A 23,458-nucleotide genomic window follows, 5' to 3' on the forward strand; every position below is an offset into this window, starting at 1 on the left:
TCTTTATTTTGTATGTTTATAAGTTTTTATCATAATAAGATGAACTGTAACCGCAACTGCAATAAATATCAGAAGAAATTTCAACCATAAAAGTTTTATAATAAAAAAAACAGTATACAATATGGTTACCCACAGCAGAATAGATGTGTATAATTTCTGTTTTAATGGTACTCCTTTACCTTGTATATAGTTTCTTACATATTGCCCACAAAATCTATTTCCTATCAACCAATTGTAAAAGTTTTTTGAACTTCGAGAGTAACAGAAAGCTGAGAGTAGAAGAAAAGGGGTAGTTGGAAGAATTGGAACAAAAATACCTATAAAACCTATGACTACAGAGAGGGTGCCTACGGCTATTAACAGTTTTTGTTTGACTTGCTTCATCCAGTAAGATTACCATTCCAAACAAAAAAAAACAAATTTTCAATAAAAACTTTCTTCCGATTTATAGTTAGAAAGAAGAAAACAATTTTTGTTATTTATGCTTTTATTCTGTTGGATTGGCATCTTGGAAAGCCTTCCAAGATGCTTTCTGTAACTTCATAACTTCTTCCTGTGAGAACTGGTCTGACCCAAACGAAGGAATTACTGGGTTTAATCCTACCGGACTCAATCCTGTAATTGCAGAGTATATGCAACAAGCCGCCATATAAGCACCTTTTTTGGATGTATGCACTCTATCCTTACCATACAGAGCCAGCCGTTGTTCAGTTGTTGGTTCTGGACCAAGGTAATACATCCAGGCGTTAAGAGACGGAGCTAATTTAGCTTTCAATAGTTTGCCTAATGAAAGATTTTCAGCGTGGAATTTTTCGAACCTTGTAGGGTATGGCATACCAAAATTTACAGGGCTTTCGCATATAACAGTACGGTCTTTTCCTGCAAGAATAAGGTCGTTAAATAAAGTTCCATACTTTACAAGTTTAGCGTAAGGTAATCTGCAGTATGTCTCCATAACAAGAACATCCCATTGCTCTGAGGCGAGCTGATTGCGGGCAGTATTAGGTTCTGTTCCCTCTTCCCAAAATGTATCAATCATTGTACCGCCACGGAGAAATTCGCCTGAGATAATTCGTGGAGTTCCGGTAGGAGCAGACGCTGCTATTGCTTCAACCATCTGGGGTATCTTCCATACCTGAGTGTGGCTGGCACCGATAAAAAAAGCAGTAATCACTACTTCATCATCGGGAACGAGTCTTTTTAATCGTAATCTTAGTTTAGCTTCGTGGACCTGTTTTTCTGTTGCACCTTTCATTAAGAGAACCTGCTCAAGTTCCTTCCTTGCGTGTTCGTAATCTTCAGTATAGTAGAAGCATAATCCAATATTCAATCGAGCCTCTGCTTTGTTTGTGTTAGACATACCTTCCATAGATAAAACCTTTGTAAATTCTTCTCGTGCGACTGAAAAGTTTCTCTCCAGGAACCAACCTCTTGCCAAGAGCATCTGTGCCAAAGTTCTTTCCTTAAGTGGCAAATTGTTTTCTTTCAAAAGATCTTTCATTTTGTTGCGAGCATCCTTGTAGTTTTTCTCTACAATGAACGTATTGGCAATTGCTATCATAGCTTCCGCTTTCTGTTTTTCAGATACGTTGGAAACCTCCTTAACCGCAGTATAGGACGCTCGGGCGTCTTCATACTTGCGTTCTCTGCTATGGGTGTGACCAATGAACATCCATGATAACACCTTCCAGGTAGGCGACACCATTTCCATATCCAACACCTTCTCAAACGTAACCATTGCTATGGAGTATTTCTTTTCGGCGAGATATCCTTTCCCAATATACCACTGTGCCTGAGCTATCTGGTCTGGCGTGGCTTCTTCAATATCAAACACTTTTTCAAACTCAAGACGTGCTTGCTAGTAGTTGGTCTGCTCGTCGTATGTTTGAGCAACCCCAATCTGTGCTTTTGCCTTATCTACTCCGGATACAGCTAACTTTAGGGCTTGCTCGTAGTTTTTCCTTGCCTCTACATACTTTCCTGCACGCCGTTGGTTCTCTCCTGCTCTCCATGCATTCTGGTAATTGGCGAAACCTTCCTTAATCAGAGAGCCAAACAGAATAAGTCCAACAATAATCGGAAACACTTTGTTCGCATAGAAACTCTCCTTGTAAGAGAACATTATTCATAAACCTTTCGCTTGTTCGAACTTTATTTGTATAAATATCCTGCACAATTACTCTGTCTAAATTATATGAGCAAGGTTTTGATTCGCACCTGTTCTTCATTTATACTAAAAATATTATCACGTTCTTTTGTAAATAGTCAATTTGAAATTTTATAAAAACTTGGATGACTTTTTTTAAGTAACTACAAAAGTAAATAGTATGTAGTGAAAGTGGATAATAGGTGTTTGTTTTTTGACCGTTGGGTATATATGCTATTGATTTTATTTAACTAAGTTTATGAAAAGATGTTCTTAAAAATAACACGAGATTTCGGGCATTGTGAAAATAGTTCTGTTTTATGGCGCTTCTCAGAAGAAAAAATTGACAGAAGAGAAGGGGGTGCTTAAATATCATTGTTTATTAGAGATGTTTTTACCTTTTTTATTTAGGAGGAAAAATATGCAAGAGATAGATAATTCTTTGCATAAAGCAATAATGCTTGGAGATATAGAGTCAGTAAAACAATTAATAGAAAAAGGTGTTGATATTAATGCAAAGGATGTAGACGGAAGGACGCCTTTACATATAACAGCTTCTTGGGGGCAATTGGAAATTGCTAAACTATTGATAAAACACGGTGCAGACATTAACTCAAAGAATAAAAACGGGCAGACATCTTTACATATATCAGTTGTTAGGAGAGAATTTGAAATTGCCAAATTATTGATAGAACACGGTGTCGATATTGATGCGAAGGATAAAGATAAGGAGACATCTTTGTATGGTGATGATTATACTAAAAAAGTGGAAATAATAAAACTGTTAATAGAAAAAGGTGTTGATATTAGTGCTAAAGGTGTAGACGAAATGCCTCCTTTGTTTAAAGCAGTTAAAGGTGAAAAGATAGAAGTAGTTAAACTATTACTAAAACTTGGTGTTGATATTAATGCAAAAGATGAGGACGGACAGACGTCTTTGTTTGAGGCAGTAAAAGTTGGCAAAATAGAAATAGTAAAGCTATTAATTGAATATGGTGCGGATGTTTATGCGAAGAATGGACGAGGAAGGACGCCTTTACATATAGCAGCTTTTTGCAAAAATGTAGAAATATTAAAACTATTGATAGAAAAAGGGGCCGATATTAATGCGAAGAATAAAAATGGGCAGACACTTTTGCATAGTGCAGTTTTTTTGGGGCGGTTAGAAATTGCTCTACTATTAATAGAGCACGGCGCTGATATTAATGTGGAAGAGAAAGATAAAGAGACATCTTTGTCTGGTGAAGATTATACTAAAAAAGTGGAAATAATAAGACTGTTGATAGAAAAAGGTATGGATATTAGCGCTAAAGGTGTAGATGAAACGCCTCTTTTGTTTAAAGCAGTTAAAGATGAAAACATAGAAGTAGTAAAATTATTGCTAAAACACGGTGTTGATGTTAATGCGAAATATTATTTCGGCCGGACCCCTTTGTTTGATGCAATTCTCTATAGAAAAGTAGAAATGGTTAAATTATTGATAAAACAAGGTGCTGATATTAATGCGAGGGATGAAGACGGACAGACACCTTTGTTTTATGCACTAAGACGTGGACGTACAAAAATTATCAAGATTTTAAAGGAAGCAGGTGCAAAGTGGTAACCTGGTTTTTCAATTTAACAAGCAATAGAATCAATACTAAAAACTGCCAGGGTGGGTGAGGGGAATTGAACCCCCGACTCCTAGAGCCACAGTCTAGCGCTCTGCCTCTGAGCTACACCCACCATTTAAAATTATTTATAAAAAAAAATACAAACTAATAAAGTATCTATATTTTACCAGATATTTCAAAAAATAGAAATAGTCAGGCGTCAGGTAGAATATTTTTGAAGAAATTGTATGAGTTTTTCCATGCAAAATCTTCAAGTTCTTCATCGGTTAAAATTTCGCTTGCCCAGTTTAAAAGGGTAGGGTATTTAAGAGCATTTGTAACTAAACCTCTATTTATACCATCAAGGTCTCCACCAAAAGCAAGAACTTTTGTCCCCCCCACTTTTTTTATCTGTTTTAGATGAGCAAGAAAATGCTCTTTTCCGGGTTCGCCTTCACTACATATAAAACCGCTGGCAAAATTGAACCCTATTATACCGTCTCTGTCAGATATGGCTTTTATCTGTTTATCGTTAAGGTTTCTTGAGTGGTTACATATCTTATGAGAATTTGAATGAGAAGCCATCATTCCTGTTTTTAAAATGTCTGCTACATTCCAAAATCCTGCTTCGTTTAGATGGGAAACATCAACAGCTATCCCTTTTGCGTGCATACTTGCTACAAGAGTTTTCCCTATATTGGTTAGGCCGTAATTACCGCCAACGCCTTTTCCGTCTGCTAACTCGTTTCGATGGTTCCACGTAAGGGTAATAAGTCTTATACCTGCCTGAAAAAACATTTCAAGAAGAGTTTCTCTACCAAGTAGAGGGTTGGCTCCTTCTATAGCAAGGATTACTCCTAACCTGTTTTTAACTTTATCAAGGTCTGTTTTCGTTTTAATGGTCAATATTTTGTCTGTTCTTCTTAAAGCGCTGTAATAACTTCCTAAAACCTCAAACGTAAAAGAGGTAGAGATATCTCCGAGAAGGTTAGGGGGAGGACATATTGCCATTACCTGGTATTTACCTCCTACTTTTATGTATCTTTCAATATCCCAATGCCCGTCTTTAGATTCAGATAACCAATCTCTATTATTCCTTCTTACAGAAACCAATGTATCACAGTGATTATCAAAAATAACCGTTTTTTTGTTCATCTTATTCCTTGTTAATATGGTAAATATATTTCTATTACGTTATTGCGCCTGGCCCGACTCGAACGGGCAACCATTGGGTTCGAAGCCCACTACTCTGTCCAATTGAGCTACAGGCGCTTAACACTATATCTTAAAACAGATAAGATTAAATATCAATTAAATTATTCTTTACCTGTCTCTTTTATTGAAAACGAAACAAGAAACGATATCAATGCAAGCATAACGCATCCGAGAAATATTATTCTGTAAGCGGCATCAGGGTATATAATAACTCCAGAAATTTCAATTGAAACGTGTTTGAACAAGTCAAGAACAACCCCTGCCAGGTATCCCATTAAAGAAATTCCTATATAACAGATCGTGTTAAGAAATCCTGTTGAGGTGGCTGAAACGTTTTCTGGGTAAAGTTCTTTCATAACAGTTAAGAATATAGGTGAAACTGCCGCTGATGTTGCCAGTAGAATATACGAAATAAGAAATATTTGTGAAGAACCTTTAAATGTTAGATTTAAAAAAATTATGGCTGAGCCAAGCAGGGTTATAAATGTTGCAGTGGTTAGGATTGGCTTGCGTTTTCCGAGCAATCTTGATATATGACCCGAAAAGAATACAGATAAAGTTATAGCTACCATCATATAGAATGTAAACAGTGATGCTTTTTCAGAGGTAAGGTTGCAAGAGTCTTGGAGAAATTTTTTTCCAAGAGAGGACTGTAACAAAAAGTATATTCCAAAATTTATTGACCCTGAGATAAGTACAGGTATGGCAGAGACGTTCTGTATAACTTGAAGAAAAGAGGCGAAAGAAAATGTTCTGTTTAAGTTCTCTGAACGTTGAACTTTTTTAAAAGTCTGTAAAGCTATGATAGAAAAAATTGTACATAAAATTCCTGCAATAAAAAAAGAGTTTCTCCATCCCATAAAAGATATTGTTTTTTCCAGCGGGTATGTTGCTACCACTCCGCCTAAATATCCCAATATAATTGAGATGCTTAAAAAGAAAGGAAAATCGTCTGGGCTATAAATGTTTGTTAATATTTTTACAAGACTGATAAATATGAAACTGGCACCAAATCCAACCAAACCTCTGGTTATAAACAACATAGCAGGGGTGTATGCAAAGGAGAAAAGAGTGGAACTAATACTTAAAAGAATACTGCCAGCAAGAAACGTTTTAAATCCTCCAAAACGGTCAGAGATAATACCTGCGAAAATTTGGAAAGTTCCGTAAATCAATATTGTTAATGCTCCCAGACCAGCGACAGCAGTGGCTGAAAGAGAAAAAGATGATTGTAATTCATTAAATATTGTTCCCGGAACAGCGACTCTGTGGAAGTAAGAAAAAAAGTATATGCTGTTTAGAACAATAAGAGTCAAAAAACTATTCTTCTTAATGGTGGTCATAATACTCCTATACGAATTTTATATAGATTTGGGCGAGATAGGGTAATGTAAGGAAAGTTTAGTTTAATCTTCTACTCTTATAACTACAGTTGGGAGTTTGATTATAGGTAATTTATCTATTTCCTCAATAGCTTTCCTGACAGATTGTTCTTCTGCTGTGTGTGTTAAAATTACAACAGGCACCGCACTATCTTTATTCTGTTCTTTCTGTATGACTGAAGCGATACTTATCTTGTTTTTACCCAAAACAGCTGTTATTTTTGCAAGAATGCCTGGTTTATCTGGTACAGTAAACCTGAAATAATATCTTGTAGAAATTTTCTCCATAGGCATAACAGAAATCTTTTTATCTTCAAATACAGGACCTGCCTGGATAGGGGTTTCTCCTGCTAATTTTTGACCTATATCAACCACATCAGATATAGCAGCACTTGCGGCGGCGTTGCCTCCTGCACCTTCCCCATAAAAAAGAGATTTTCCAATCATATCTCCTTCCAGATATATAGCGTTATAAACATCTTCAACGTTGGCAATAAGGTGGTTTGATGCAAGAAAAGTTGGGTGAACCCTTAGTTCTATCTCATTTTTATTCTTTTTAGCTATAGCAAGAAGTTTAATTCTGTAACCAAAATCTTTTGCAAGTGTTATATCTATAGGTTCTATATTTTTTATTCCTTCTGTGAAAATCTCTTCCCAAGAAACAAAATTGTTGAATGAAAGAAAAGATAGTATAGACAATTTATGCGCAGCGTCTAACCCTTCAACATCAAGGGTAGGGTCGGCTTCTGCGTACCCAAGTTTTTGAGCTTGTTTCAAGGCGTCTGCAAAGTTTTTCCCGTAAAGAGACATCTGAGTGAGTATATAGTTTGTTGTGCCGTTTAAGATTGCCATAAATTTGGAAATATTGTTACCTATAAAACCTTCTTTTAATGATTTAACAATAGGTATTGCGCTCGCCACGCTTGCCTCAAATCCAAGGTGTACTCCGTTTTTTCCCGCAAGGTCAAGTAGTTCTTTTATTTTACCAGAAAGGAGCGCTTTATTAGCTGTTACTACAGACTTACCTTCTGATATAGCTTGCTTAATGAATGTGTAAGCCGGCTCAACTCCTCCCATCAACTCTACCACTATATCAATATTTTTGTTAGTTAAAATATCTTGAACGTTTTCTGTATATATAAGAGGGTACCTCTTTTGTATATCAATGTTTTTATCAGTTACTTTTACCAGTTCAAAATCAACACCAGTTTTCTTTTTAAAATAAAGTTTTTTTTGATTAAAATGCTCTACAAACTGGCTTCCAACAGTGCCACATCCTAAAACGCCTATTTTAATATTGTTTTTTTTCATTTTTAACGGTATAGAGAGGTTGGTACAGTCTCTTTTGGTAATTCCTTTGAAGTAAAAAAGAGTTCGTTATGTAGGTCCATAATAACAGCCTCTTCTTCTGATTTCTTTAAGTTATATTTTTTTCTTACACTTATTCCTTTTTCAAGGAAAGTTTTGCTTGAAAGATAACTGTACTTGGGTAATGTACCCTTGCTAATATCTTTTGCTTGTTGATGTGCAATAGCAAGGGTAACTTTGTATTCATTTTCGTAGGTTTTATTTATAATTGAAGTTCTTAAATTTCTTAATTCAGGTAAGTTAGGTATCTTTAAGGTTTCGGCTCTTATATGTGGATAAAGATACATATCTTCTGATTGGGCTTGGAGTTTTTTTAATCTTGCGCGATAACTGTTGACATCTATCATATGTAACATCTGTTTGATTTCATCGGTAGGAAAGTTATACTCTTTTGCTAAAAGTAATGCTTGTTCCGCCAATTCTCTTACTTTTTTGAAATTTCCAAGATTAAAATACCTTCTCATCTCTTGGATAAGGTTTTCAAATTCATTCTTCTTTTCTTCCAGGAACCTTCTCTCTCTTTCTCTCTCTGCTTCTTCTAACCTTCTCTCTTCTTCAAGAGCAAGTTGTCTCTGTCTTTCTTTTGTCTGTTGTATATGGAAATATACCCCAGCACCTACAATTAAGAGAATTATTATAAGAAAGATAAGCACAAAAGGTTTTTTCTTTTTAGGTTTTGTTACATTTGTTACAATTTTTTTCTCTGTTTCTATTTTCTTTTTATCCATAGAATATCCATTTTAACATATATTAAAAATTTTTAAAAACCAAACATCTAAAGAAGATTGCTTATTACATTATACCTTAAGCGCAATAACGGCTATTGTTAATAGATTTAACGGCGTCAATTAACCTTATAAGTTACTATTATTCGAAGTATCTTAACATAATTTTAGGTTTGTTTCTAAAAAATATGTAATAGTTTTTACGGTTTATAAATACTAACCTTGTTGCTGAAATGGTTCTGGTTATGCTATAATTTTAACAGTTTAGAGGTTTTATTGTATTTTGAGAGCAACGAAAAAATGGAAAAAATTTTATATAGAAGTACAAATAGAAATTCAGAAAAAGTTTCTTTTAAAGAAGCTGTGTTGAGAGGGCAAGCGCCTGACTACGGTCTTTATATGCCTATGAGTATTCCTAAAATTTCAAAAGAGAAAATAAACTCTTTTAGAGATATGGATTATAGCCAGATAGCCTTTGAGGTGTTTTCTTTATTTCTTGGAGATGTAATTGAAAAAACTAAACTAAAAGATATTGTGCAAGATATTTATTCTTTTGAGATACCTATCCAAAAAGTTAAAGATGAACTTTATATTATGTGGCTTACAAAAGGACCTACCGCTTCTTTTAAGGATTTTGCCGCAAGGTTTATGTCAAAGGTTATGGAATATTTTGCTATACAAGAGAATAGAAAGTTGACCATACTTGTAGCAACTTCTGGAGATACAGGTGGCGCTGTTGCTAATGCTTTCTATGGGCTGGATAAAATCGATGTTGTTATACTGTTTCCTGAACAGGAAATTACAGAGAGACAACGCAAACAGATGACGACACTTGGAAACAATATTTTACCTTTGGCTATTAAAGGCAAATTCGATGATTGCCAATCTATTGTTAAAAGGGCTTTTAATGATTCTGATTTTAAGTTGTTAAACCTGACATCTGCCAATTCAATAAATTTTGGTAGGCTTTTACCTCAAAGCGTATACTATTTTTTTGGTTACTCAAGGGTTGACGAAGAAGAGTTGGTCTTTTCCGTCCCTTCAGGTAATTTTGGTAATCTTTTAGGGGGTGTTATTGCTAAAAAAATGGGGCTTCCTATTAAAAGATTTATCGTTGGAGTTAACGAAAATGACGAGTTCCCGAAATTTCTTGAAACAGGTGAGTATCGTGCAGTGGTACCTTCAAAAGAGTGTAGTTCAAACGCTATGAACGTTGGGCATCCGAGTAACCTTGCTCGTTTGGTTGATATGTATGGTGGTTGGTTAACAGATGTAAGAGACCATCAGGGCAACCTTATAAAGCAGGGAGATTTGAAGGTACTTCCTGATATGGCAAGGTTGAGGAACGATTTTATCTCATACTCAGTAGAAGAAAGAGAGGTAGATGAAACTATTTTAAAGTTTTACAACGAATATGGTATTTTGATTGAACCCCACGGAGCGATATCTATTGCTGCTTCAGAAAAATATAGTAGTAAAGACGTTGTGATTTCTATTGAAACTGCCGACCCTGCAAAGTTCCCAGAAAAGATTCAAGAGTTACTCCATATAGTCCCTCCAATCTCTGATAACTTGCTTGGGTTAGACGACAAAGAAGAAGAGTATTTAACAATAGATAGCGATTATGAATCTTTCAAAGAAAATGTTCTTAAAATTCTTTCCTGAGAGGTCTTAAATGGATATAAACAAAATGGTTGTTAAAGTTCCTGCAAGCGTAGGAAATGTTGGTAGTGGTTTTGACTGTTCTGGGTTAAGTTTAAATGTTTTTAATGAGTTTATTGTAGAAAAAAACATAAAAAACAGTTTTATCCTGAGTAACAAAGTTTCACAAGAATCCGAAACTAAAACAGGCGAGTTTTTTATGTACGCTTTTAATTTAGGTCTTAAATTTCTCGGTAAAACTCCTTTCAATGTTAAGGTAGAGATGTTAAACAGAATCCCTTTTCGGCGAGGGTTTGGCAGTAGTGGGACCATTATTTTAGGGGCACTTATTAGTGCTTTTAAACTGTCTGGACACCAAATCAAAAAAGACACTCTTTTGAAACTGGCAGTTGAGATAGAGACACATATAGATAATCTTGCAGCCTCCTTGTATGGAGGTTTTGTCTTTGGTTTTAGTGAGAAAGATAAAATAGTTACCTATAAAATATCTCCACCTAAAGATATGAGGGTGGTAGCCTATATTCCTGAATTCGAACTTTCTACTTCGGATGCAAGAAATGTTCTGCCCAGTAAGGTTCCTCTCAGTGATGCTGTATACAATTTGTGTAGTTTTGGTTTTTTGTGTACGGCATTTTCTTCAGGTAATTTGGAACTATTGAAATATGGTACGAGAGACAAGTTGCATCAAACGTATAGAGGAGAATTGATGGGGTACCTTGAGAAGTTAACAAGGTTAAATAGTAAAAATTTGTTAGGTGCGTGTCTTAGTGGTGCAGGGCCGTCAGTTATCTTTTTTACTCAAAAAAAGATGCAAGAATCTGCCGTAAAAGAAGTTGAAGATAAAATAAAAGAAGACCAATTGAAGGGGGAAGTAAAACTGTTTGCAACAGGCGGAAAAACTGTATGGAAAGTTTTAACTTAGCAGATATTCTTCTTTTATGGAGGGGTGATGTATATAATAGTTGTAGGGTGCGGTAGAATAGGTTCTCAGTTGGCAAAATTATTGCAGGATGAGCATAATGTTGTTGTGGTTGATAAAGAAGAAAAGAGTTTACAAAAATTGGGCGATAGTTTTAATGGTCTTGTTATAACTGGTGATGGGTTAGACCTTGATGTCTTGAAAGAAGCGGGTATAGAAAAAGCCGACGCTCTTGCTATCACTACAAGCAATGATAATACCAACATAGTTATTTCTCATATTGCAAAAAAAATTTTTAACCTTTCTAAAGTTATATCCAGAGTTTCAGATACAGGTAAAGATGAGATATACAGAAATTTAGGGGTAGATTCTGTGAACAGCACGGCTATTTTTGCTACACTGATTAGAGAAAAAATTGTAGAAAAAAGTTTTACTACCTATGTATTTGAAAGCGATAAAGTTACTGTTATAGAAATAAAAAATAATGGTCAGTATGTAGGACGTAAAATAGAAACTATGAATATACCGGGAGATTTTCATATAATAAGTATAGTTAGACAAAACGAAGTTATAATACCTGAAGCAAATATGGTTATTGAAGGTAACGACCGTATTATAGGAATAGTACGTTTGGCTAACCTTAGAAAAGTTAAAAAAGTTTTTGGGATAAAGTAATGAATATAATAATTGTAGGTGGCGGCAACGTAGGGTTTCATCTGGTAGAAAAATTACGTGAGAACCATTATGTAACTCTTATAGAGAAAGAACTTGAGGTAAGCAAAAAGTTGGCAGGTAGCGCAAATATTCTTGTAATACAAGGGGATGGGTGCGATCCAGTTACGCTTAAGCAGGCTGGTGTGAGTAAAGCGGATGTTGTTGCGGCTGTAACAGGTTTTGATGTAGATAACCTTGTGGTTTGCCAGATGGCAAAAGATATCTTTAACGTAAAACGGACTGTTGCTAAAGTTAATGACCCCAAAAATGAAAAAATATTCAATAAACTTGGTGTTGATGTAGCTATTGGTAGCACCTCTATAATAGCAAAAATTATAGAAGATGAAGTTAGTTGGGAAGATATAATACCTCTTTTTGCGTTTAAAAAGGGGAACTTATCAATAGTTAAGGTAGGTCTACCTGAAAACTCGCCTGTTGTTGATATTCTTATGAGCGAAATAGACCTTCCTGCTGATTCTGTTATTGTTGCTGTAGAACGAAGTGGAGATATAATTATTCCAAAAGCAGATTTTGTTCTTAAAGAAAAAGATGAAGTTATAGCGATTACTAAAGTTGAAAATGAATCAAATCTTCTAAAGATGTTTACAGGCGGGGTTGAGAAAGACAAATGATAGACAACATATTGAAGTATTTGAAAGTTTTTTATAAAGGGGTTTTAGGAATATCTATTGAACTTGTTTACCCTTTAATAACCTTTAGTGTAGCAGCCACAATCTCCTTTATAATCTACCTTATCATTTCTATAAAAAAATGATACCACAATTTTCTCGTGAAGACGTAAAATCTATATTATATTATCTTGGTAAACTCATTCAAGGGCTTGGCATAATAATGTTGGTTCCTTTATTTGTGGCTATTTTGAATCGCGAATGGGCACCTTCTTTAAACTTTATTGTATCAATACTTTGCTGTCTATTTATAGGAAATATCCTGTACCTAAAACACCCTAAAGAAATTAATTTAAATTGGCGTCAAGGGATGAGTCTTGTTGCTCTAAGTTGGCTTGTTGCGATGTTTTTGAGTGCAATACCTCTTTTTCTTTCGGGTAACTACCTTTCTTATCTTGACTCGTGTTTTGAAGCAATGAGCGCCTACACTACAACTGGTTTTACTCTTGCAAAAAATCTTGATTATATGGCGCACTCTTACAATTTCTGGAGACATTTTATGTGCTTTATTGGTGGGCAAGGGATAATTCTTGTGGCTATGACATTTTTTGTTAAAGGCGGTAGCGCTTCAAAGGTATATATGAGCGAAGGTAAAGAAGAAAAAATAATGCCTAATGTGGTTCAGACGGCAAAGTTTATATGGTTAGTCAGTTTTACCTATCTTATTATCGGGACATCTATCCTATTTTTTATTAATTTTGCACGCAACGCATCTGTTGGTAGAGCTCTGTTTCACTCAGTATGTCTGTTTATGTCTGGTTGGGATACTGCTGGTTTTTCAGTTCAATCTCAAAATATTATGTATTACCATTCTCCGGTTATAGAACTTGTTACTGGGGTGCTTTTTATTCTTGGTGCCATAAACTTTGGTGTACACTACGCTGTGTGGACAGGAAAACCACAAGAACTTTTTAAAAACTACGAATTGAGAATCTATATGTTGAGTATACTGACCCTTTTTACTCTTATTTGTTTTTCTTTTATAAACAATTTCCCATTCCCTGACTACTTTTCTTTTTTTAGAAAAACCTTTTATCACCTTATCTCAGCCCATACCAGCGTTGGGTATTCCTCTTGGTCTATAAACAACTTTAATAGGCAGTGGCATACTTTGGGTGTGTTGGCTTTAATTTTAGCAATGAGTTTTGGTGGTTGTTCTTCTTCTACAGCTGGCGGAATAAAGATGCTTAGACTTGGCATCTTTTTTAAAGGTATAAAAAAAGAGATGAGAAGGCTAACGTCTCCTGAATCAGCGATAATTATAGAAAAAATCCATCACATAAAAGAGATTGTAGTAGAAGATAATTATGTTAAGATGGTAAGTATAATAATAATTCTTTATATAACATCGTTTTTTTTAGGTAGTATGGTGGGTGTGTTTTATGGTTACCCTTTTCTTGGTTCTCTTTTTGAATCAGTTTCGGCAACAGGTAATACTGGTTTATCTGTGGGGATAGTGTCATCAAGTGCGCCTGCAGGGTTAAAGGTTATATATATTTTACAGATGTGGCTTGGAAGGTTAGAGTTCTTATCGGTTTTTGTTCTTTTAAGGTTTTTAGTATCCTTAAAAAGCCCTCAATAACAATGGCGGGAAATATAGTGAAAAAACTTTTTTTAACAATCTTCTTATTCTTTCTTGTCTCTAATTTATACTCTTATGAAGAGGTCTCTTTAAAACACCTTTTTGATAATTCTGAAAAGTATAATGGTAAAAAGGTCATAGTTACAGGCGAAGTTATAGGTGAACCTGCCTCTTCTGGTAAAAACTTTTGGGTAAACATAACAAACGGCGAGTTTTTTATAGGTGTTTTTCTTGAAAAGAAAGATATTATTAAAATTAAAAGGTTTGGCAGGTACCTGGTTACAGGAGATACAGTAAGAGTGGTGGGTGTTTATAATGAATATTGCCTTGAACATTTCGGAGATAACGATATACACGCTGAAACTCTTGAGATTGTTAAAGAAGGAGAAATTTTTGAGGAAGAGATTGATATTAAAACATTAATAATGGTCTTTATACTTGGGGTTCTGATAATATTTTTTCGTTTCTATTCGCGTCGCAACAATCCCCCAAAAGATACATCCGATGAGCATCTGTAATCTTTACTTGGCAAACCTTGCCAAGATTATTTTTACTTGATTTCACAAAGACAGGTTTGTTGGTGATGGTTCTTCCTATAAGAACCCCGTTCTTCTTTTCGCTTATATTTCTTAAAAAAACAGATAAAGTTTCTCCTATATACCCTTGATTCTTTTTACAAGATATTTCGTTCTGGAGAGAAATAAGAAATTTGTGTCGAGCTTCTTTTTCTGTTGAGGTAACAGTCTCTTTCATTAAAGCAGCAACAGTGCCTGGTCTTGCAGAGTATTTAAAAATAAAAAGATCATCAAACTCCACCGTTTTTACAATTTGAGATGTATCTTGAAAATCTTTTTCATCTTCACCTGGAAAGCCAACAATTATATCTGAGGTGATGGTTATTTGTGGATACATATCACGTGCTTTTTTTATAATACCTAAATATTGTTCAATTGTATATTTACGATTCATTAGTTTTAGAATCTTGTTTGACCCTGATTGGAAAGGTAGGTGCAGGTGTTTGTATAATTTAGGTAATTGAGCAAAAAGAGCGAGTAGTTCATCAGAAATATCTTTAGGGTGAGAGGTAGTAAAACTAATACGAGCAACACCTTCCATACTGTCTATCTTTTTTAGCAAATCTATAAATGTGGTACCTATATCTTTTCCATACTCGTTGACATTCTGACCTAATAATATTATTTCGTTAATTCCATTCTCTGTAAGTTTTTTTATCTCATTTAATATTTCTTCAGGCTGACGGCTTATAAGTTTTCCTCTGGTAAAAGGTACAACGCAGTATGAACAGAAGTTTTCACATCCTTTTGTAACAGTAACAAGAGCAGAAAGAGTTTTATCTGACAAGGGTGTGGTCTCAAGGAAAGGATGTAGGTTCTCTTCAACATAACATCCCTTTTTGCTCGTTTTAAAAATGTTTGGCACGTTTTTATAGTTGTCAGGACTACATATTATATCTATGAAAGGATATTTTTTGAAGAGTTTTTCTCTATACAAACTTGCCGAACAACCGAAAAGACAGAGTTTTTTCCCTTCTTTTTTAAGAGGTTTTTGGCTACTAAGAAAAGCTAAAGCTCTGTCTTCCGCTGTTTTTCTAACACTACATGTGTTGACTATTATAAAATCGGCTTCCTGCGGGGTTTCAACTATTGAGTACCCGTTTTCTTTGAGCAGAGAAGAAAGTTTTGCCGAATCATAATCGTTCATCTGGCATCCATAGGTGCGTATATAAACTCTTTTCATTTTCTTTATAAAAACGTGATATGGCAAACTTTCTTATTCAGCTTTTTTTATAGTCAACTCTACATCATCAAAATATGCTCCTGTCGGACTGGCTATCGCAAGAGTTGCAGAGCTTACATACACATCTTTGATTTTTCCTGTTGGGATTGTGATTGTGCCTGTCTGCTTTGTCCATGTTTCGTCTGTCTGTGTTTTATGAGAGATTGACCTGCAATAAATTTTTTTTCCTTCTTCATTTGTTCCATAAAGATACAAGAAAGCAAATGCGTCTTTTTTATCTTTATCTTTAACATAAAAACTTACTTCAACCGTATCTCCTCCTGACACTTTAAGTTGGTTGCCGATAGAATTAAAATGACCTCGTATAAATATACAGTTGTTTCCACTATGAGCCTGTTTGCTATCAGTAATTAATCGATACTCACCGTTTGCTGTTTTTACTCCTGAGTTTGTTCTCCACTGTTTTGGAAAAACCAGTGGTGTATCATATTTCCATCCTGCAGTATCAAGAACTTTCATAAGCGAAGGTGTTGCTGTCTCAGTCTCTTCAAACCCACCGTTAGAAAAAACTTCTGCTTTTAATGCTCCAGCCGATACAAACAATATAAGTCCTATTATTATCACTCCAATCCATTTTTTCATCATTATATCCTCCTTGTTATTGTCGTTCTGTTAACTCTACAATTTTTTTTATTAGTTCACTTTCCATCTCTGGGGCGTACGGTCCAGGAAACCCCTGATAAAAAAAGAAAGACGCCTCGTAACCTCCATCCTTCAAACCTTGAGCCGAGGGTATGTAACCTATTCTGCCGTTACTGTTTGAAATAGGTATAGCATAAGGAATTTTTTGCTTAATTTTTAGACCTATCTCAGCCATTGTATCCCCAGGGAAACCTATTAGAGAAATATCTCCAATTTTAATAACCTGTATATCAGCATCTACAGTTTCTGGAACTGGGTCTCCTTTGAGCAACTTTTCTTTCCACATCTTTTTCCATTTCAGTTCAGACTCAAAAGCCTGATAATTTCCTCTAAATTTTTTTACAAGAATTGGAAAGTTTTTTTCAATAGACTCTTCATCAACTGGAAGAAAATCTTTATTTAATGGAAACTGAAAAGTTTCAAGATAACCTGCTACACTTTTGATATTTAAAGAAGCAGTTTTACTTTTCATCCGTGCAGTCTCTATTGCTTCTATTGTTCCAGCAGCAAGAAGTCTACCCATACGTTTAACATCATTAAAATCTCCAGCTTTAAAAGCAGTTTTTTCTTCGTTTGTTAAACTTGGTCTTACGTCTCCGCTACAACCGTTAGTAAAAAGAGCAGTTGAACCGCTATAAAACCGTTCTAATTCGTGTTGGGCGGTGCCAGGGTATTCTGCGGTTATATCGGAAATAGAGGTGTTAACAGTTGTAGGGTGGCACCCATAAGTAAATAGAATTGAAACAGGGTTACCTACGCTTTTTTCAAAAGATAGAACTGACACCTCTCTGTCAACTGGTCCTTCTGGGTCAGGACCCCATATACTGCCGTCTGGATTCTTTTTTCTTCTATTTATAGAACCTATATCAATGGTAGATTTACCATAAACCAGATTAACTTCTTCTTCTCTGCTTATGGCTTCAATTATAGCTCCTGCGGTCTGTTTTATAAGTAAAGGTAAATAGTCAGGGATAAAGTTTTCATCCATTGTACCGCCAGGAGCTGGTAGAACAAAAGGACCACTATGGGTATGTGAGGCACACATCATAACCTGGTTTGCAAGTAGTCCAGTCTTTTTCTTTATCTCTTCTCTTGCTTCCAAAACAAAATCTACAGAAAGTCCCAGAAGATCAAACGTTATTATAGCAACTCTATCATTTCCTTTTTTTACGGTAAGAACTTTTAAATGTAACGGGTCGTGGATTCTCTGACTCGGTTTTTTTCTCATACCGTGCCCTTGTAACCTATATCCGAGAGGAGGTGTTATATCTATTTTTGAAACTCCTGCAAAAACTCGTTCCCCCATTAAAGTCTCCTTGTCTACTTCTATTAAAGCAGTTGAACTTGTATTAAACTATCTTATTGAACTTTTTTATGCTCAATTGTCAAATTGTCAAAATACGCCCCCACAGGGCTGTATAGAGCAATTTTAATTTCGTGCACTTTTTTGTTTTTGATATTTTCTGGTATTGTAAAGTTCCATACTTGTTTTGTCCATTCACTTTCTGCTTTTGCTCTTAAATTCAAGCCACCAACATTTGTCCGTTTATTATCATCTTTTCTTCCGTAAGCGTAACATTGAATCCTTATCTCGTTTCCTTTTTGACCTTTGACATATACAGAAACCTCAATTTCATCTCCTTGAGTTACCTTTATAAGTTGCTGATGCGTAAAAGCACCTTTTAGATATATGCAGTTATTACCGCTCTGTGCCTCTGTTTTGTCGGTGATTATTTTATATACACCTTCAGACAAAGCTGCATTGACGTACCACCCTTTAGGAAAAATAAGAGGTTTTTCAAATTCCCATTTTTTTGATTCCATTCTTTTGAAGTAAGAGCTAGTTTCTGGTATGGTAACTGTTTCTTCAAAATCACCGTTAGCTATCTGAGAACTTGCGGTACCTGTAAAAAATACCAGAAAAGTTAAAAATATAACCGCACAAAAATAATATCTTTTCATATTTTCCTCCTTTAAAAAGATTTCGTTCTGCCAAACTTGGCTAAGCTTTAATGAGAAGTTTTGAAAAACTATTTTCTCCCAAGAATTTTATCTATCGACAAAGAAAGATGATAGATAACAGTTTCAGGGTGATATCTGTATGGTCCAAATTCAGCTGTTAAGTAACTATTATATCCAGTTTCTTTGAGGGCTTTCATAACTTCTGGCCAATTCACATCTCCTTGAAGTAAACCACAGAAACCAGTATTGTTTCCTACTGCAGTTTTAAAATCTTTCAAATGAATTCTTTTGATAAGTTTACCAAGAATTCTTATCCACATTTCAGGAAATCCGTACTTTAAAATGTTGCCTACATCAAAATAGACACCAACAAACTCTGAATTTATTTCTTCAATAAGGTTCTTCATCTCTATTGGTGTAATTAGAAAGTTGTTCCAGACGTTCTCTACACATATAAAAACTTTGTTTTCTTCTGCTATTGGTGCTACTCTTTTCAAAGATTCAACGCTTCTTTCGTAAGCTTTATCATAACTTATAGGTTGGTCTCCTTCTGGGGAAGGACGGATAGCCCCGGGAACAACCAGTAGAGCGTCTGTCCCAAGAATTTTACATATATTAATATCCCTAACTAGAGTATTCTCTTCTTCTTTCCGTTTTTCAGAAGAATCACTAAACAGAGAGTACCAACCGCCAAGCAAACTCGCTATTTCAAGCCCTTTTGAAAGAACCTGGTCTTTTACTTTTTTAATTCCTTCTTCTGAGCCATCAACATTAATAATATCACGAGCGTTTAACTCTACTGCTTCAAACCCTGCATCTTTAATTATTTGTAACCCTTCTTCAAAATCTCTATTCCCAAAAACTTGAACATTCACACTTTTTTTCATTATATTATTCCTCCAAATTTTTGTTTGACATTGTTATATTTTTTCTTCTTAACATATTGGCATTTGTAACAACAGAAATAGATGAGATAGCCATAGATATTTCTGCAACAACAGGGTGCATACCACCAAAGATTGCGATAGGTATAGCAACAATATTATAAAAGAAAGCCCAGAAAAGGTTCTGTTTAATTTTTTTAAAGGTCTCTTTACTTAAAAGAATAGCAGAAACTATGCCAGACAAGTTTCCTTTAACAAGAATGATATCTCCAGTCTCTATTGCGATGTCTGTACCTGTTCCCATAGCTATACCTACATCAGATTTCTTTAAAGCTGGCGCATCGTTGATACCATCTCCTACAAACGCAACTTTTCCTTCCTTTTGGAGTTCTTCAATCTGTCTAAGTTTTTCATCTGGCAAAACGTTAGCTATAACCCTCTCTATACCGGCTTGCTGAGATATTGCTTTTGCTGTTTTTTCGTTATCTCCAGTAATCATAGCAACCTTCAAACCTAACAGTTTTAGTTTTTCAATAACCTCCTTAGCTTCAGGTTTCAATGTATCTGATAACCCTAAAACTCCGAGCAGTTCTCCTTCTTGGGCAACATAAATAAGAGACCTACCGACATCTTCAATTTTTTCTAAAGATTTTTTATACTTATTTAAATCTATTCCTTCTGTTTTTAACAGTTTACTGTTACCTGCAATACTTTTCTTATTTTCTATTAAGCCTTTAACTCCAAGCCCTCTTAACACTTGAAATTCTTCAACTTGTTTGAGTTTTAATTCTAATTTTTCTGCTTCTTTTATTATAGCTTTAGCTAATGGATGTTCTGATAAAGATTCAAGGGACGCCGAAATAGTTAAAAGTTCAGATTTAGCGTCTTGAGAATCTTTTATTGGTATAATATCTGTTAAAACAGGTTTTCCAATAGTTAAAGTGCCTGTTTTATCGAGAGCTATTGAAGAAACTTCCTGCATAACCTGTATAGCAGCACCTTTTCTTATAAAAACACCTTTTTTTGCGCCCATCCCTGAACTAACCAGAAGAACAGTAGGTGTGGCAAGACCTAACGCACAAGGGCAAGCTATTACAAGTACTGAGATTGCAGCAAGGAGAGCTGGTTTCAACCTGGTTGTTTCGGTTATGTTGACCCAAGGAAGAAAAAGGAACAATTTTTTGGCATTAAACATAAAGGAAGGGAAAGAAATCCATAACATAAACGTTAACAAAGAGATACCTATAATTATGGGAACAAAAACAGATATTACCTTATCAGCAAAATCTTGGGCGGGGATTTTACTTGATTGAGCTTCTTCTACAAGTTGTATTATACGGTTCAAAAAAGTTTCTTTTCCTACTTTTAGAGCCTTAACTTGCAAAAACCCGTCCTGGTTGAGTGTTGCCCCAATAACATTGTCGCCTTCTTTTTTTGCTACAGGCAAACTTTCTCCGCTAACCATAGATTCGTCTACATAACTATCTCCTCTAACTATAACACCATCGGTTGGTATTTTTTCTCCTGGCCTTACCAGCATAATATCACCTGTTTTAACTTCCTTAATATCTACCAGTTTCTCAGCACCATCTATAAGTAGTGTGGCTTGTTTTGCTTCAAGGGTTAGAAGATTTTTTATCTCAAGACTGGCTTCCCCTCTTGCTTTTGTTTCTACATATCTACCTGTTAAGTGAAAAGCCATAATCATAGAAGCTATTGCCGCATAGTTTTCTATAGGTAAAAATAGACTAAGGGGACCTGTTATAAAAGCAACACCAGTTCCTAAAAATATTAAAAAATCCATATTGAAGGAAAAGTTTTTTGCAGATTTGATTGCCGATATATATGTTTTAAATCCAAGAAAGAAAAGAACAGGTATGGCTATAATTATATAAAATATATTATATAAAAAAACATCTATTTTAGAGAAAAGACCTGTCATATGTATAATCATCACTATGGCAACAGGTACAGTAAAAACCCAAGAAAAGATAGCCTTCTGTTTTGCACTCTTTATTTCTAAGACCTCATCTTCTTGTTTCTCTCCTGCTTGCAAGTCAAAACCTTTAAAATCTCCAGCATTTTCTACTGCTTGCAAAATAGTCGCTACATCAATATTCTCAGCATCGACATAAAGTTTTTTTGCTGGCAGGTTCACATAAGCAGAAGTAACACCTTTAACCTGTTTTACGGCTTTCTCTACGTTTTTTGCACAAGAAGCACAATGCATACCTTCGACCAGAAAAGTTTTTTTCATTTAACAATATTATATTTCTATCTTATGAAATAATCAAATAATTTAAGAAAAAGTATAGTTTTTTTATGTAATTATTTACGTATTCTCCTCTTTCTATTCTGTTATATTATTATTGAGAATAGCAGTGTGTCTTTGCAAGTTATAACATAAAAAGTAGGTACTTTTATAAAACCTTGATTTTTTTACTAAAAAAATGGTACACTTTTTATTCTACTTTTAAAAATTTCAAAGCAATGTTTACCGTAAAAAATAGAAATAATTTTTAGAATAAATCAATGAATATACAAGTAAGAAAAGGTTATGAGATAGAGGGGTACATCCTTGAAGAGATGGTTGGAGCAGGAGGTTTTTCTTCTGTTTATAAAGCAAGAACAATATACCCAATACCAAAATATGATACTATAATAGCGGTAAAAGTTCTTCATCCAAGACGGCTCGACCGTGTACAATCGAGAAAGTTTGTTGCTGAAGCAAAAATTTCTATGTCCTTAAACCATCCCAACATAATAAAAGTTTATCAAGTGAAAAAACAAGATAGAAACCTGTTTATGTTGATGGAGTACCTTGATGCTGACCTTATGAAAGCTATAAAAACAAAAAATTATCTTTTTACTCCTGAAAATATAGTAAAAGTAATAAAAAAAGCTGGGCAAGGGTTGGCTTTTGTGCATAATAATGCTATCATACATAAAGATGTTAACCCTGCTAATATTTTAATATCATTTTCTCTGGAGAAAGTTAAATTTACAGATTTTGGGCTTGCTCACCAGAGGAGACTGTTCAAGAAAGAAGTAGCCATTAGGGCAGGAACAGATGGATATCTTGCTCCTGAAAGAACAAAAGGGCAACCAGCAAATATTAAAACAGATATATATGCTTTCGGTAAAACAATTGAAAAAATTTACCGTGAGTTGAATTTTGAATTTTCAGAACAGATATTAAGAATTATAAGAAAATCTACCCATACCGACCCTGAAGAAAGGTTTTCTTCTATGGAAGAACTGATATACTCTTTATAAGAATATATAATATGCCTATAAATTTTGTCTATTCAAACGAGTTCCTAAATTATTATGAACCTACCCATCCAGAATCTCCTGAAAGAGTGAAAAGTATTGTTGAGTTTCTGAAAAAGAAAGGGGTTGGGAAGTTTGTGACACCAGAATATTGTACTGAAGAAGATTTGATGCTTGTTCATACACAGCAACTTATACATCAGGTTAAAAATGGGCTGTTGCCTTACGACCCTGATACTCCAAACATAAAAAACATCTATAAATACGCATCTCTTTCCTGTGGAGCCGCTATAACTGCGTGCAAATTAGCCTTTGAAGGAACAACCTCTTTTTCATTATCTCGCCCGCCAGGTCACCATGCTGGAAAAAATAGTACAAGTGGGTTCTGTTACTTTAACAGTATTGCTGTGGCAGTAAAAAAACTTGCTTTAAATCAAGGGTTTAGAGTTGCAATATTAGATATAGACGGTCATCACGGTAATGGGACAGAGGATATTTTTAAAGGAGAAGATAACATAATAATTGTTTCTGTGCATCAGAAACCTTCTTTTCCTGATACTGGCAACATTTCTTTTGGTAATTGTTACAATTTTCCTGTTTACAAAGGAAGTTCAGCTAAAACATATTTGGAAAAGTTTACTACGGCTTTATCGGTAATTGAAGAATATTCTCCTGATATTCTTGGGGTTTCTATAGGGTTTGATACCCATTGTGCCGACCCTTTGTTAGAGTTACCTCTTGAAGATACACACTACTACGATATTGGAAAAAAGATTGCTCTTCTTGAGACGAAAAAGTTTTTTGTTCTTGAAGGAGGGTACAGTATTTCAACAATAGGAAATTCTTGTTACTGTTTTGTTAACGGGTTAACCAAGGAGTAATAAA

At 34.8% G+C, this 23,458-nt stretch carries 23 protein-coding genes and 2 tRNA genes; 10 read left to right on the forward strand and 15 right to left on the reverse strand.

The window, feature by feature from the left end; genetic code table 11:
* Window positions 1–3: 3 nt before the first annotated feature.
* The 3 genes from M0P98_00775 to M0P98_00785 all read right to left on the reverse strand — a co-directional run bounded on the left by M0P98_00775 (window position 4) and on the right by M0P98_00785 (window position 2,122).
* Entirely contained in the window at window positions 4–384 is a 381-nt protein-coding gene (locus tag M0P98_00775) for a YbaN family protein (GenBank protein MCK9265416.1), read from the reverse strand.
* 103 nt (window positions 385–487) lie between these two features.
* Window positions 488–1,834: a hypothetical protein gene (locus M0P98_00780; GenBank protein ID MCK9265417.1), complete on the reverse strand. Its 1,347-nt coding sequence runs from the start codon at window positions 1,832–1,834 to the stop codon at window positions 488–490.
* A 24-nt stretch (window positions 1,835–1,858) separates the two neighbouring features.
* Window positions 1,859–2,122 (reverse strand): hypothetical protein, encoded by a 264-nt coding sequence (locus tag M0P98_00785; GenBank protein MCK9265418.1) that lies wholly within the window; start codon window positions 2,120–2,122, stop codon window positions 1,859–1,861.
* A gap of 445 nt (window positions 2,123–2,567) precedes the next feature.
* Here M0P98_00785 and M0P98_00790 point away from each other — a divergent pair, with 445 nt between their 5' ends.
* Window positions 2,568–3,749 (forward strand): ankyrin repeat domain-containing protein, encoded by a 1,182-nt coding sequence (locus M0P98_00790; GenBank protein MCK9265419.1) that lies wholly within the window; start codon window positions 2,568–2,570, stop codon window positions 3,747–3,749.
* Window positions 3,750–3,799: 50 nt separating this feature from the next.
* Here the strand turns inward: M0P98_00790 and M0P98_00795 are convergent.
* From M0P98_00795 to M0P98_00820, 6 genes are all read right to left on the reverse strand, one after another.
* Window positions 3,800–3,871: transfer RNA gene (locus M0P98_00795), tRNA-His, on the reverse strand.
* An 80-nt stretch (window positions 3,872–3,951) separates the two neighbouring features.
* Entirely contained in the window at window positions 3,952–4,893 is a 942-nt protein-coding gene (locus M0P98_00800; GenBank protein MCK9265420.1) for a membrane dipeptidase, read from the reverse strand.
* Window positions 4,894–4,936: 43 nt separating this feature from the next.
* Window positions 4,937–5,010, reverse strand: a tRNA-Arg gene (locus M0P98_00805).
* A 44-nt stretch (window positions 5,011–5,054) separates the two neighbouring features.
* Window positions 5,055–6,296 (reverse strand): MFS transporter, encoded by a 1,242-nt coding sequence (locus tag M0P98_00810; protein MCK9265421.1) that lies wholly within the window; start codon window positions 6,294–6,296, stop codon window positions 5,055–5,057.
* Between the two features lie 63 nt (window positions 6,297–6,359).
* The gene (locus M0P98_00815) at window positions 6,360–7,646 is read right to left on the reverse strand and encodes a homoserine dehydrogenase (GenBank protein MCK9265422.1); all 1,287 of its coding nucleotides are present in this window, start codon (window positions 7,644–7,646) and stop codon (window positions 6,360–6,362) included.
* A 2-nt stretch (window positions 7,647–7,648) separates the two neighbouring features.
* Window positions 7,649–8,431: a hypothetical protein gene (locus M0P98_00820; protein MCK9265423.1), complete on the reverse strand. Its 783-nt coding sequence runs from the start codon at window positions 8,429–8,431 to the stop codon at window positions 7,649–7,651.
* A gap of 297 nt (window positions 8,432–8,728) precedes the next feature.
* Between M0P98_00820 and thrC the strand changes: the two genes are divergently transcribed.
* From thrC to M0P98_00855, 7 genes are read left to right on the forward strand one after another with little or no spacing between them, the layout of a single operon-like run.
* Complete coding sequence (thrC, locus tag M0P98_00825; protein ID MCK9265424.1) at window positions 8,729–10,093, forward strand: threonine synthase; 1,365 nt, start codon at window positions 8,729–8,731, stop codon at window positions 10,091–10,093.
* 10 nt (window positions 10,094–10,103) lie between these two features.
* Window positions 10,104–11,012: a homoserine kinase gene (thrB, locus tag M0P98_00830; GenBank protein ID MCK9265425.1), complete on the forward strand. Its 909-nt coding sequence runs from the start codon at window positions 10,104–10,106 to the stop codon at window positions 11,010–11,012.
* 27 nt (window positions 11,013–11,039) lie between these two features.
* Window positions 11,040–11,684, forward strand: a complete 645-nt coding sequence (locus M0P98_00835) for a TrkA family potassium uptake protein (GenBank protein MCK9265426.1) — start codon at window positions 11,040–11,042, stop codon at window positions 11,682–11,684.
* On the forward strand, window positions 11,684–12,355 hold the full coding sequence (locus M0P98_00840) for an NAD-binding protein (protein MCK9265427.1): 672 nt from the start codon (window positions 11,684–11,686) through the stop codon (window positions 12,353–12,355). The genes M0P98_00835 and M0P98_00840 overlap by 1 nt, the downstream gene beginning before the upstream one ends.
* Entirely contained in the window at window positions 12,352–12,498 is a 147-nt protein-coding gene (locus M0P98_00845) for a hypothetical protein (GenBank protein ID MCK9265428.1), read from the forward strand. Before M0P98_00840 ends, M0P98_00845 begins: the two co-directional genes overlap by 4 nt.
* On the forward strand, window positions 12,495–13,994 hold the full coding sequence (locus M0P98_00850) for a TrkH family potassium uptake protein (GenBank protein ID MCK9265429.1): 1,500 nt from the start codon (window positions 12,495–12,497) through the stop codon (window positions 13,992–13,994). The genes M0P98_00845 and M0P98_00850 overlap by 4 nt, the downstream gene beginning before the upstream one ends.
* 17 nt (window positions 13,995–14,011) lie before the next feature.
* A complete protein-coding gene (locus M0P98_00855) occupies window positions 14,012–14,512 on the forward strand; it encodes a DNA-binding protein (protein ID MCK9265430.1) in 501 nt (166 codons plus the stop codon).
* Here M0P98_00855 and miaB read toward each other — a convergent pair.
* The 6 genes from miaB to M0P98_00885 form a co-directional block, all read right to left on the reverse strand.
* The gene (miaB, locus tag M0P98_00860; GenBank protein MCK9265431.1) at window positions 14,427–15,752 is read right to left on the reverse strand and encodes a tRNA (N6-isopentenyl adenosine(37)-C2)-methylthiotransferase MiaB; all 1,326 of its coding nucleotides are present in this window, start codon (window positions 15,750–15,752) and stop codon (window positions 14,427–14,429) included. The two genes, M0P98_00855 and miaB, sit on opposite strands and share 86 nt — an antisense overlap.
* 33 nt (window positions 15,753–15,785) lie before the next feature.
* The gene (locus M0P98_00865) at window positions 15,786–16,397 is read right to left on the reverse strand and encodes a hypothetical protein (protein ID MCK9265432.1); all 612 of its coding nucleotides are present in this window, start codon (window positions 16,395–16,397) and stop codon (window positions 15,786–15,788) included.
* A gap of 13 nt (window positions 16,398–16,410) precedes the next feature.
* Entirely contained in the window at window positions 16,411–17,760 is a 1,350-nt protein-coding gene (locus M0P98_00870) for a neutral/alkaline non-lysosomal ceramidase N-terminal domain-containing protein (GenBank protein MCK9265433.1), read from the reverse strand.
* A gap of 53 nt (window positions 17,761–17,813) precedes the next feature.
* Window positions 17,814–18,416: a hypothetical protein gene (locus tag M0P98_00875; GenBank protein ID MCK9265434.1), complete on the reverse strand. Its 603-nt coding sequence runs from the start codon at window positions 18,414–18,416 to the stop codon at window positions 17,814–17,816.
* Between the two features lie 68 nt (window positions 18,417–18,484).
* Complete coding sequence (locus M0P98_00880; protein ID MCK9265435.1) at window positions 18,485–19,303, reverse strand: sugar phosphate isomerase/epimerase; 819 nt, start codon at window positions 19,301–19,303, stop codon at window positions 18,485–18,487.
* Window positions 19,304–19,307: 4 nt separating this feature from the next.
* Entirely contained in the window at window positions 19,308–21,557 is a 2,250-nt protein-coding gene (locus tag M0P98_00885; protein ID MCK9265436.1) for a heavy metal translocating P-type ATPase, read from the reverse strand.
* 275 nt (window positions 21,558–21,832) lie between these two features.
* Here M0P98_00885 and M0P98_00890 point away from each other — a divergent pair, with 275 nt between their 5' ends.
* Both M0P98_00890 and M0P98_00895 read left to right on the forward strand, forming a co-directional pair.
* A complete protein-coding gene (locus M0P98_00890) occupies window positions 21,833–22,576 on the forward strand; it encodes a serine/threonine protein kinase (GenBank protein ID MCK9265437.1) in 744 nt (247 codons plus the stop codon).
* Window positions 22,577–22,587: 11 nt separating this feature from the next.
* A complete protein-coding gene (locus M0P98_00895) occupies window positions 22,588–23,454 on the forward strand; it encodes a histone deacetylase (protein ID MCK9265438.1) in 867 nt (288 codons plus the stop codon).
* Window positions 23,455–23,458 lie beyond the last annotated feature (4 nt).

The sequence above is a fragment of the bacterium genome, from assembly GCA_023230585.1.
Classification (GTDB): domain Bacteria; phylum Ratteibacteria; class UBA8468; order B48-G9; family JAFGKM01; genus JALNXB01.

Bases quoted from the DNA above. Each gene is read 5' to 3' on its own strand.
- M0P98_00775 (MCK9265416.1), bottom strand. From the start codon at position 384: ATGAAGCAAGTCAAACAAAAACTGTTAATAGCCGTAGGCACCCTCTCT.
- M0P98_00785 (MCK9265418.1), bottom strand. From the start codon at position 2,122: ATGTTCTCTTACAAGGAGAGTTTCTATGCGAACAAAGTGTTTCCGATT.
- M0P98_00790 (MCK9265419.1), top strand. From the start codon at position 2,568: ATGCAAGAGATAGATAATTCTTTGCATAAAGCAATAATGCTTGGAGAT.
- M0P98_00800 (MCK9265420.1), bottom strand. From the start codon at position 4,893: ATGAACAAAAAAACGGTTATTTTTGATAATCACTGTGATACATTGGTT.
- M0P98_00810 (MCK9265421.1), bottom strand. From the start codon at position 6,296: ATGACCACCATTAAGAAGAATAGTTTTTTGACTCTTATTGTTCTAAAC.
- M0P98_00815 (MCK9265422.1), bottom strand. From the start codon at position 7,646: ATGAAAAAAAACAATATTAAAATAGGCGTTTTAGGATGTGGCACTGTT.
- M0P98_00820 (MCK9265423.1), bottom strand. From the start codon at position 8,431: ATGGATAAAAAGAAAATAGAAACAGAGAAAAAAATTGTAACAAATGTA.
- thrC (MCK9265424.1), top strand. From the start codon at position 8,729: ATGGAAAAAATTTTATATAGAAGTACAAATAGAAATTCAGAAAAAGTT.
- thrB (MCK9265425.1), top strand. From the start codon at position 10,104: ATGGATATAAACAAAATGGTTGTTAAAGTTCCTGCAAGCGTAGGAAAT.
- M0P98_00835 (MCK9265426.1), top strand. From the start codon at position 11,040: ATGTATATAATAGTTGTAGGGTGCGGTAGAATAGGTTCTCAGTTGGCA.
- M0P98_00840 (MCK9265427.1), top strand. From the start codon at position 11,684: ATGAATATAATAATTGTAGGTGGCGGCAACGTAGGGTTTCATCTGGTA.
- M0P98_00845 (MCK9265428.1), top strand. From the start codon at position 12,352: ATGATAGACAACATATTGAAGTATTTGAAAGTTTTTTATAAAGGGGTT.
- M0P98_00850 (MCK9265429.1), top strand. From the start codon at position 12,495: ATGATACCACAATTTTCTCGTGAAGACGTAAAATCTATATTATATTAT.
- miaB (MCK9265431.1), bottom strand. From the start codon at position 15,752: ATGAAAAGAGTTTATATACGCACCTATGGATGCCAGATGAACGATTAT.
- M0P98_00865 (MCK9265432.1), bottom strand. From the start codon at position 16,397: ATGATGAAAAAATGGATTGGAGTGATAATAATAGGACTTATATTGTTT.
- M0P98_00870 (MCK9265433.1), bottom strand. From the start codon at position 17,760: ATGGGGGAACGAGTTTTTGCAGGAGTTTCAAAAATAGATATAACACCT.
- M0P98_00875 (MCK9265434.1), bottom strand. From the start codon at position 18,416: ATGAAAAGATATTATTTTTGTGCGGTTATATTTTTAACTTTTCTGGTA.
- M0P98_00880 (MCK9265435.1), bottom strand. From the start codon at position 19,303: ATGAAAAAAAGTGTGAATGTTCAAGTTTTTGGGAATAGAGATTTTGAA.
- M0P98_00885 (MCK9265436.1), bottom strand. From the start codon at position 21,557: ATGAAAAAAACTTTTCTGGTCGAAGGTATGCATTGTGCTTCTTGTGCA.
- M0P98_00890 (MCK9265437.1), top strand. From the start codon at position 21,833: ATGAATATACAAGTAAGAAAAGGTTATGAGATAGAGGGGTACATCCTT.
- M0P98_00895 (MCK9265438.1), top strand. From the start codon at position 22,588: ATGCCTATAAATTTTGTCTATTCAAACGAGTTCCTAAATTATTATGAA.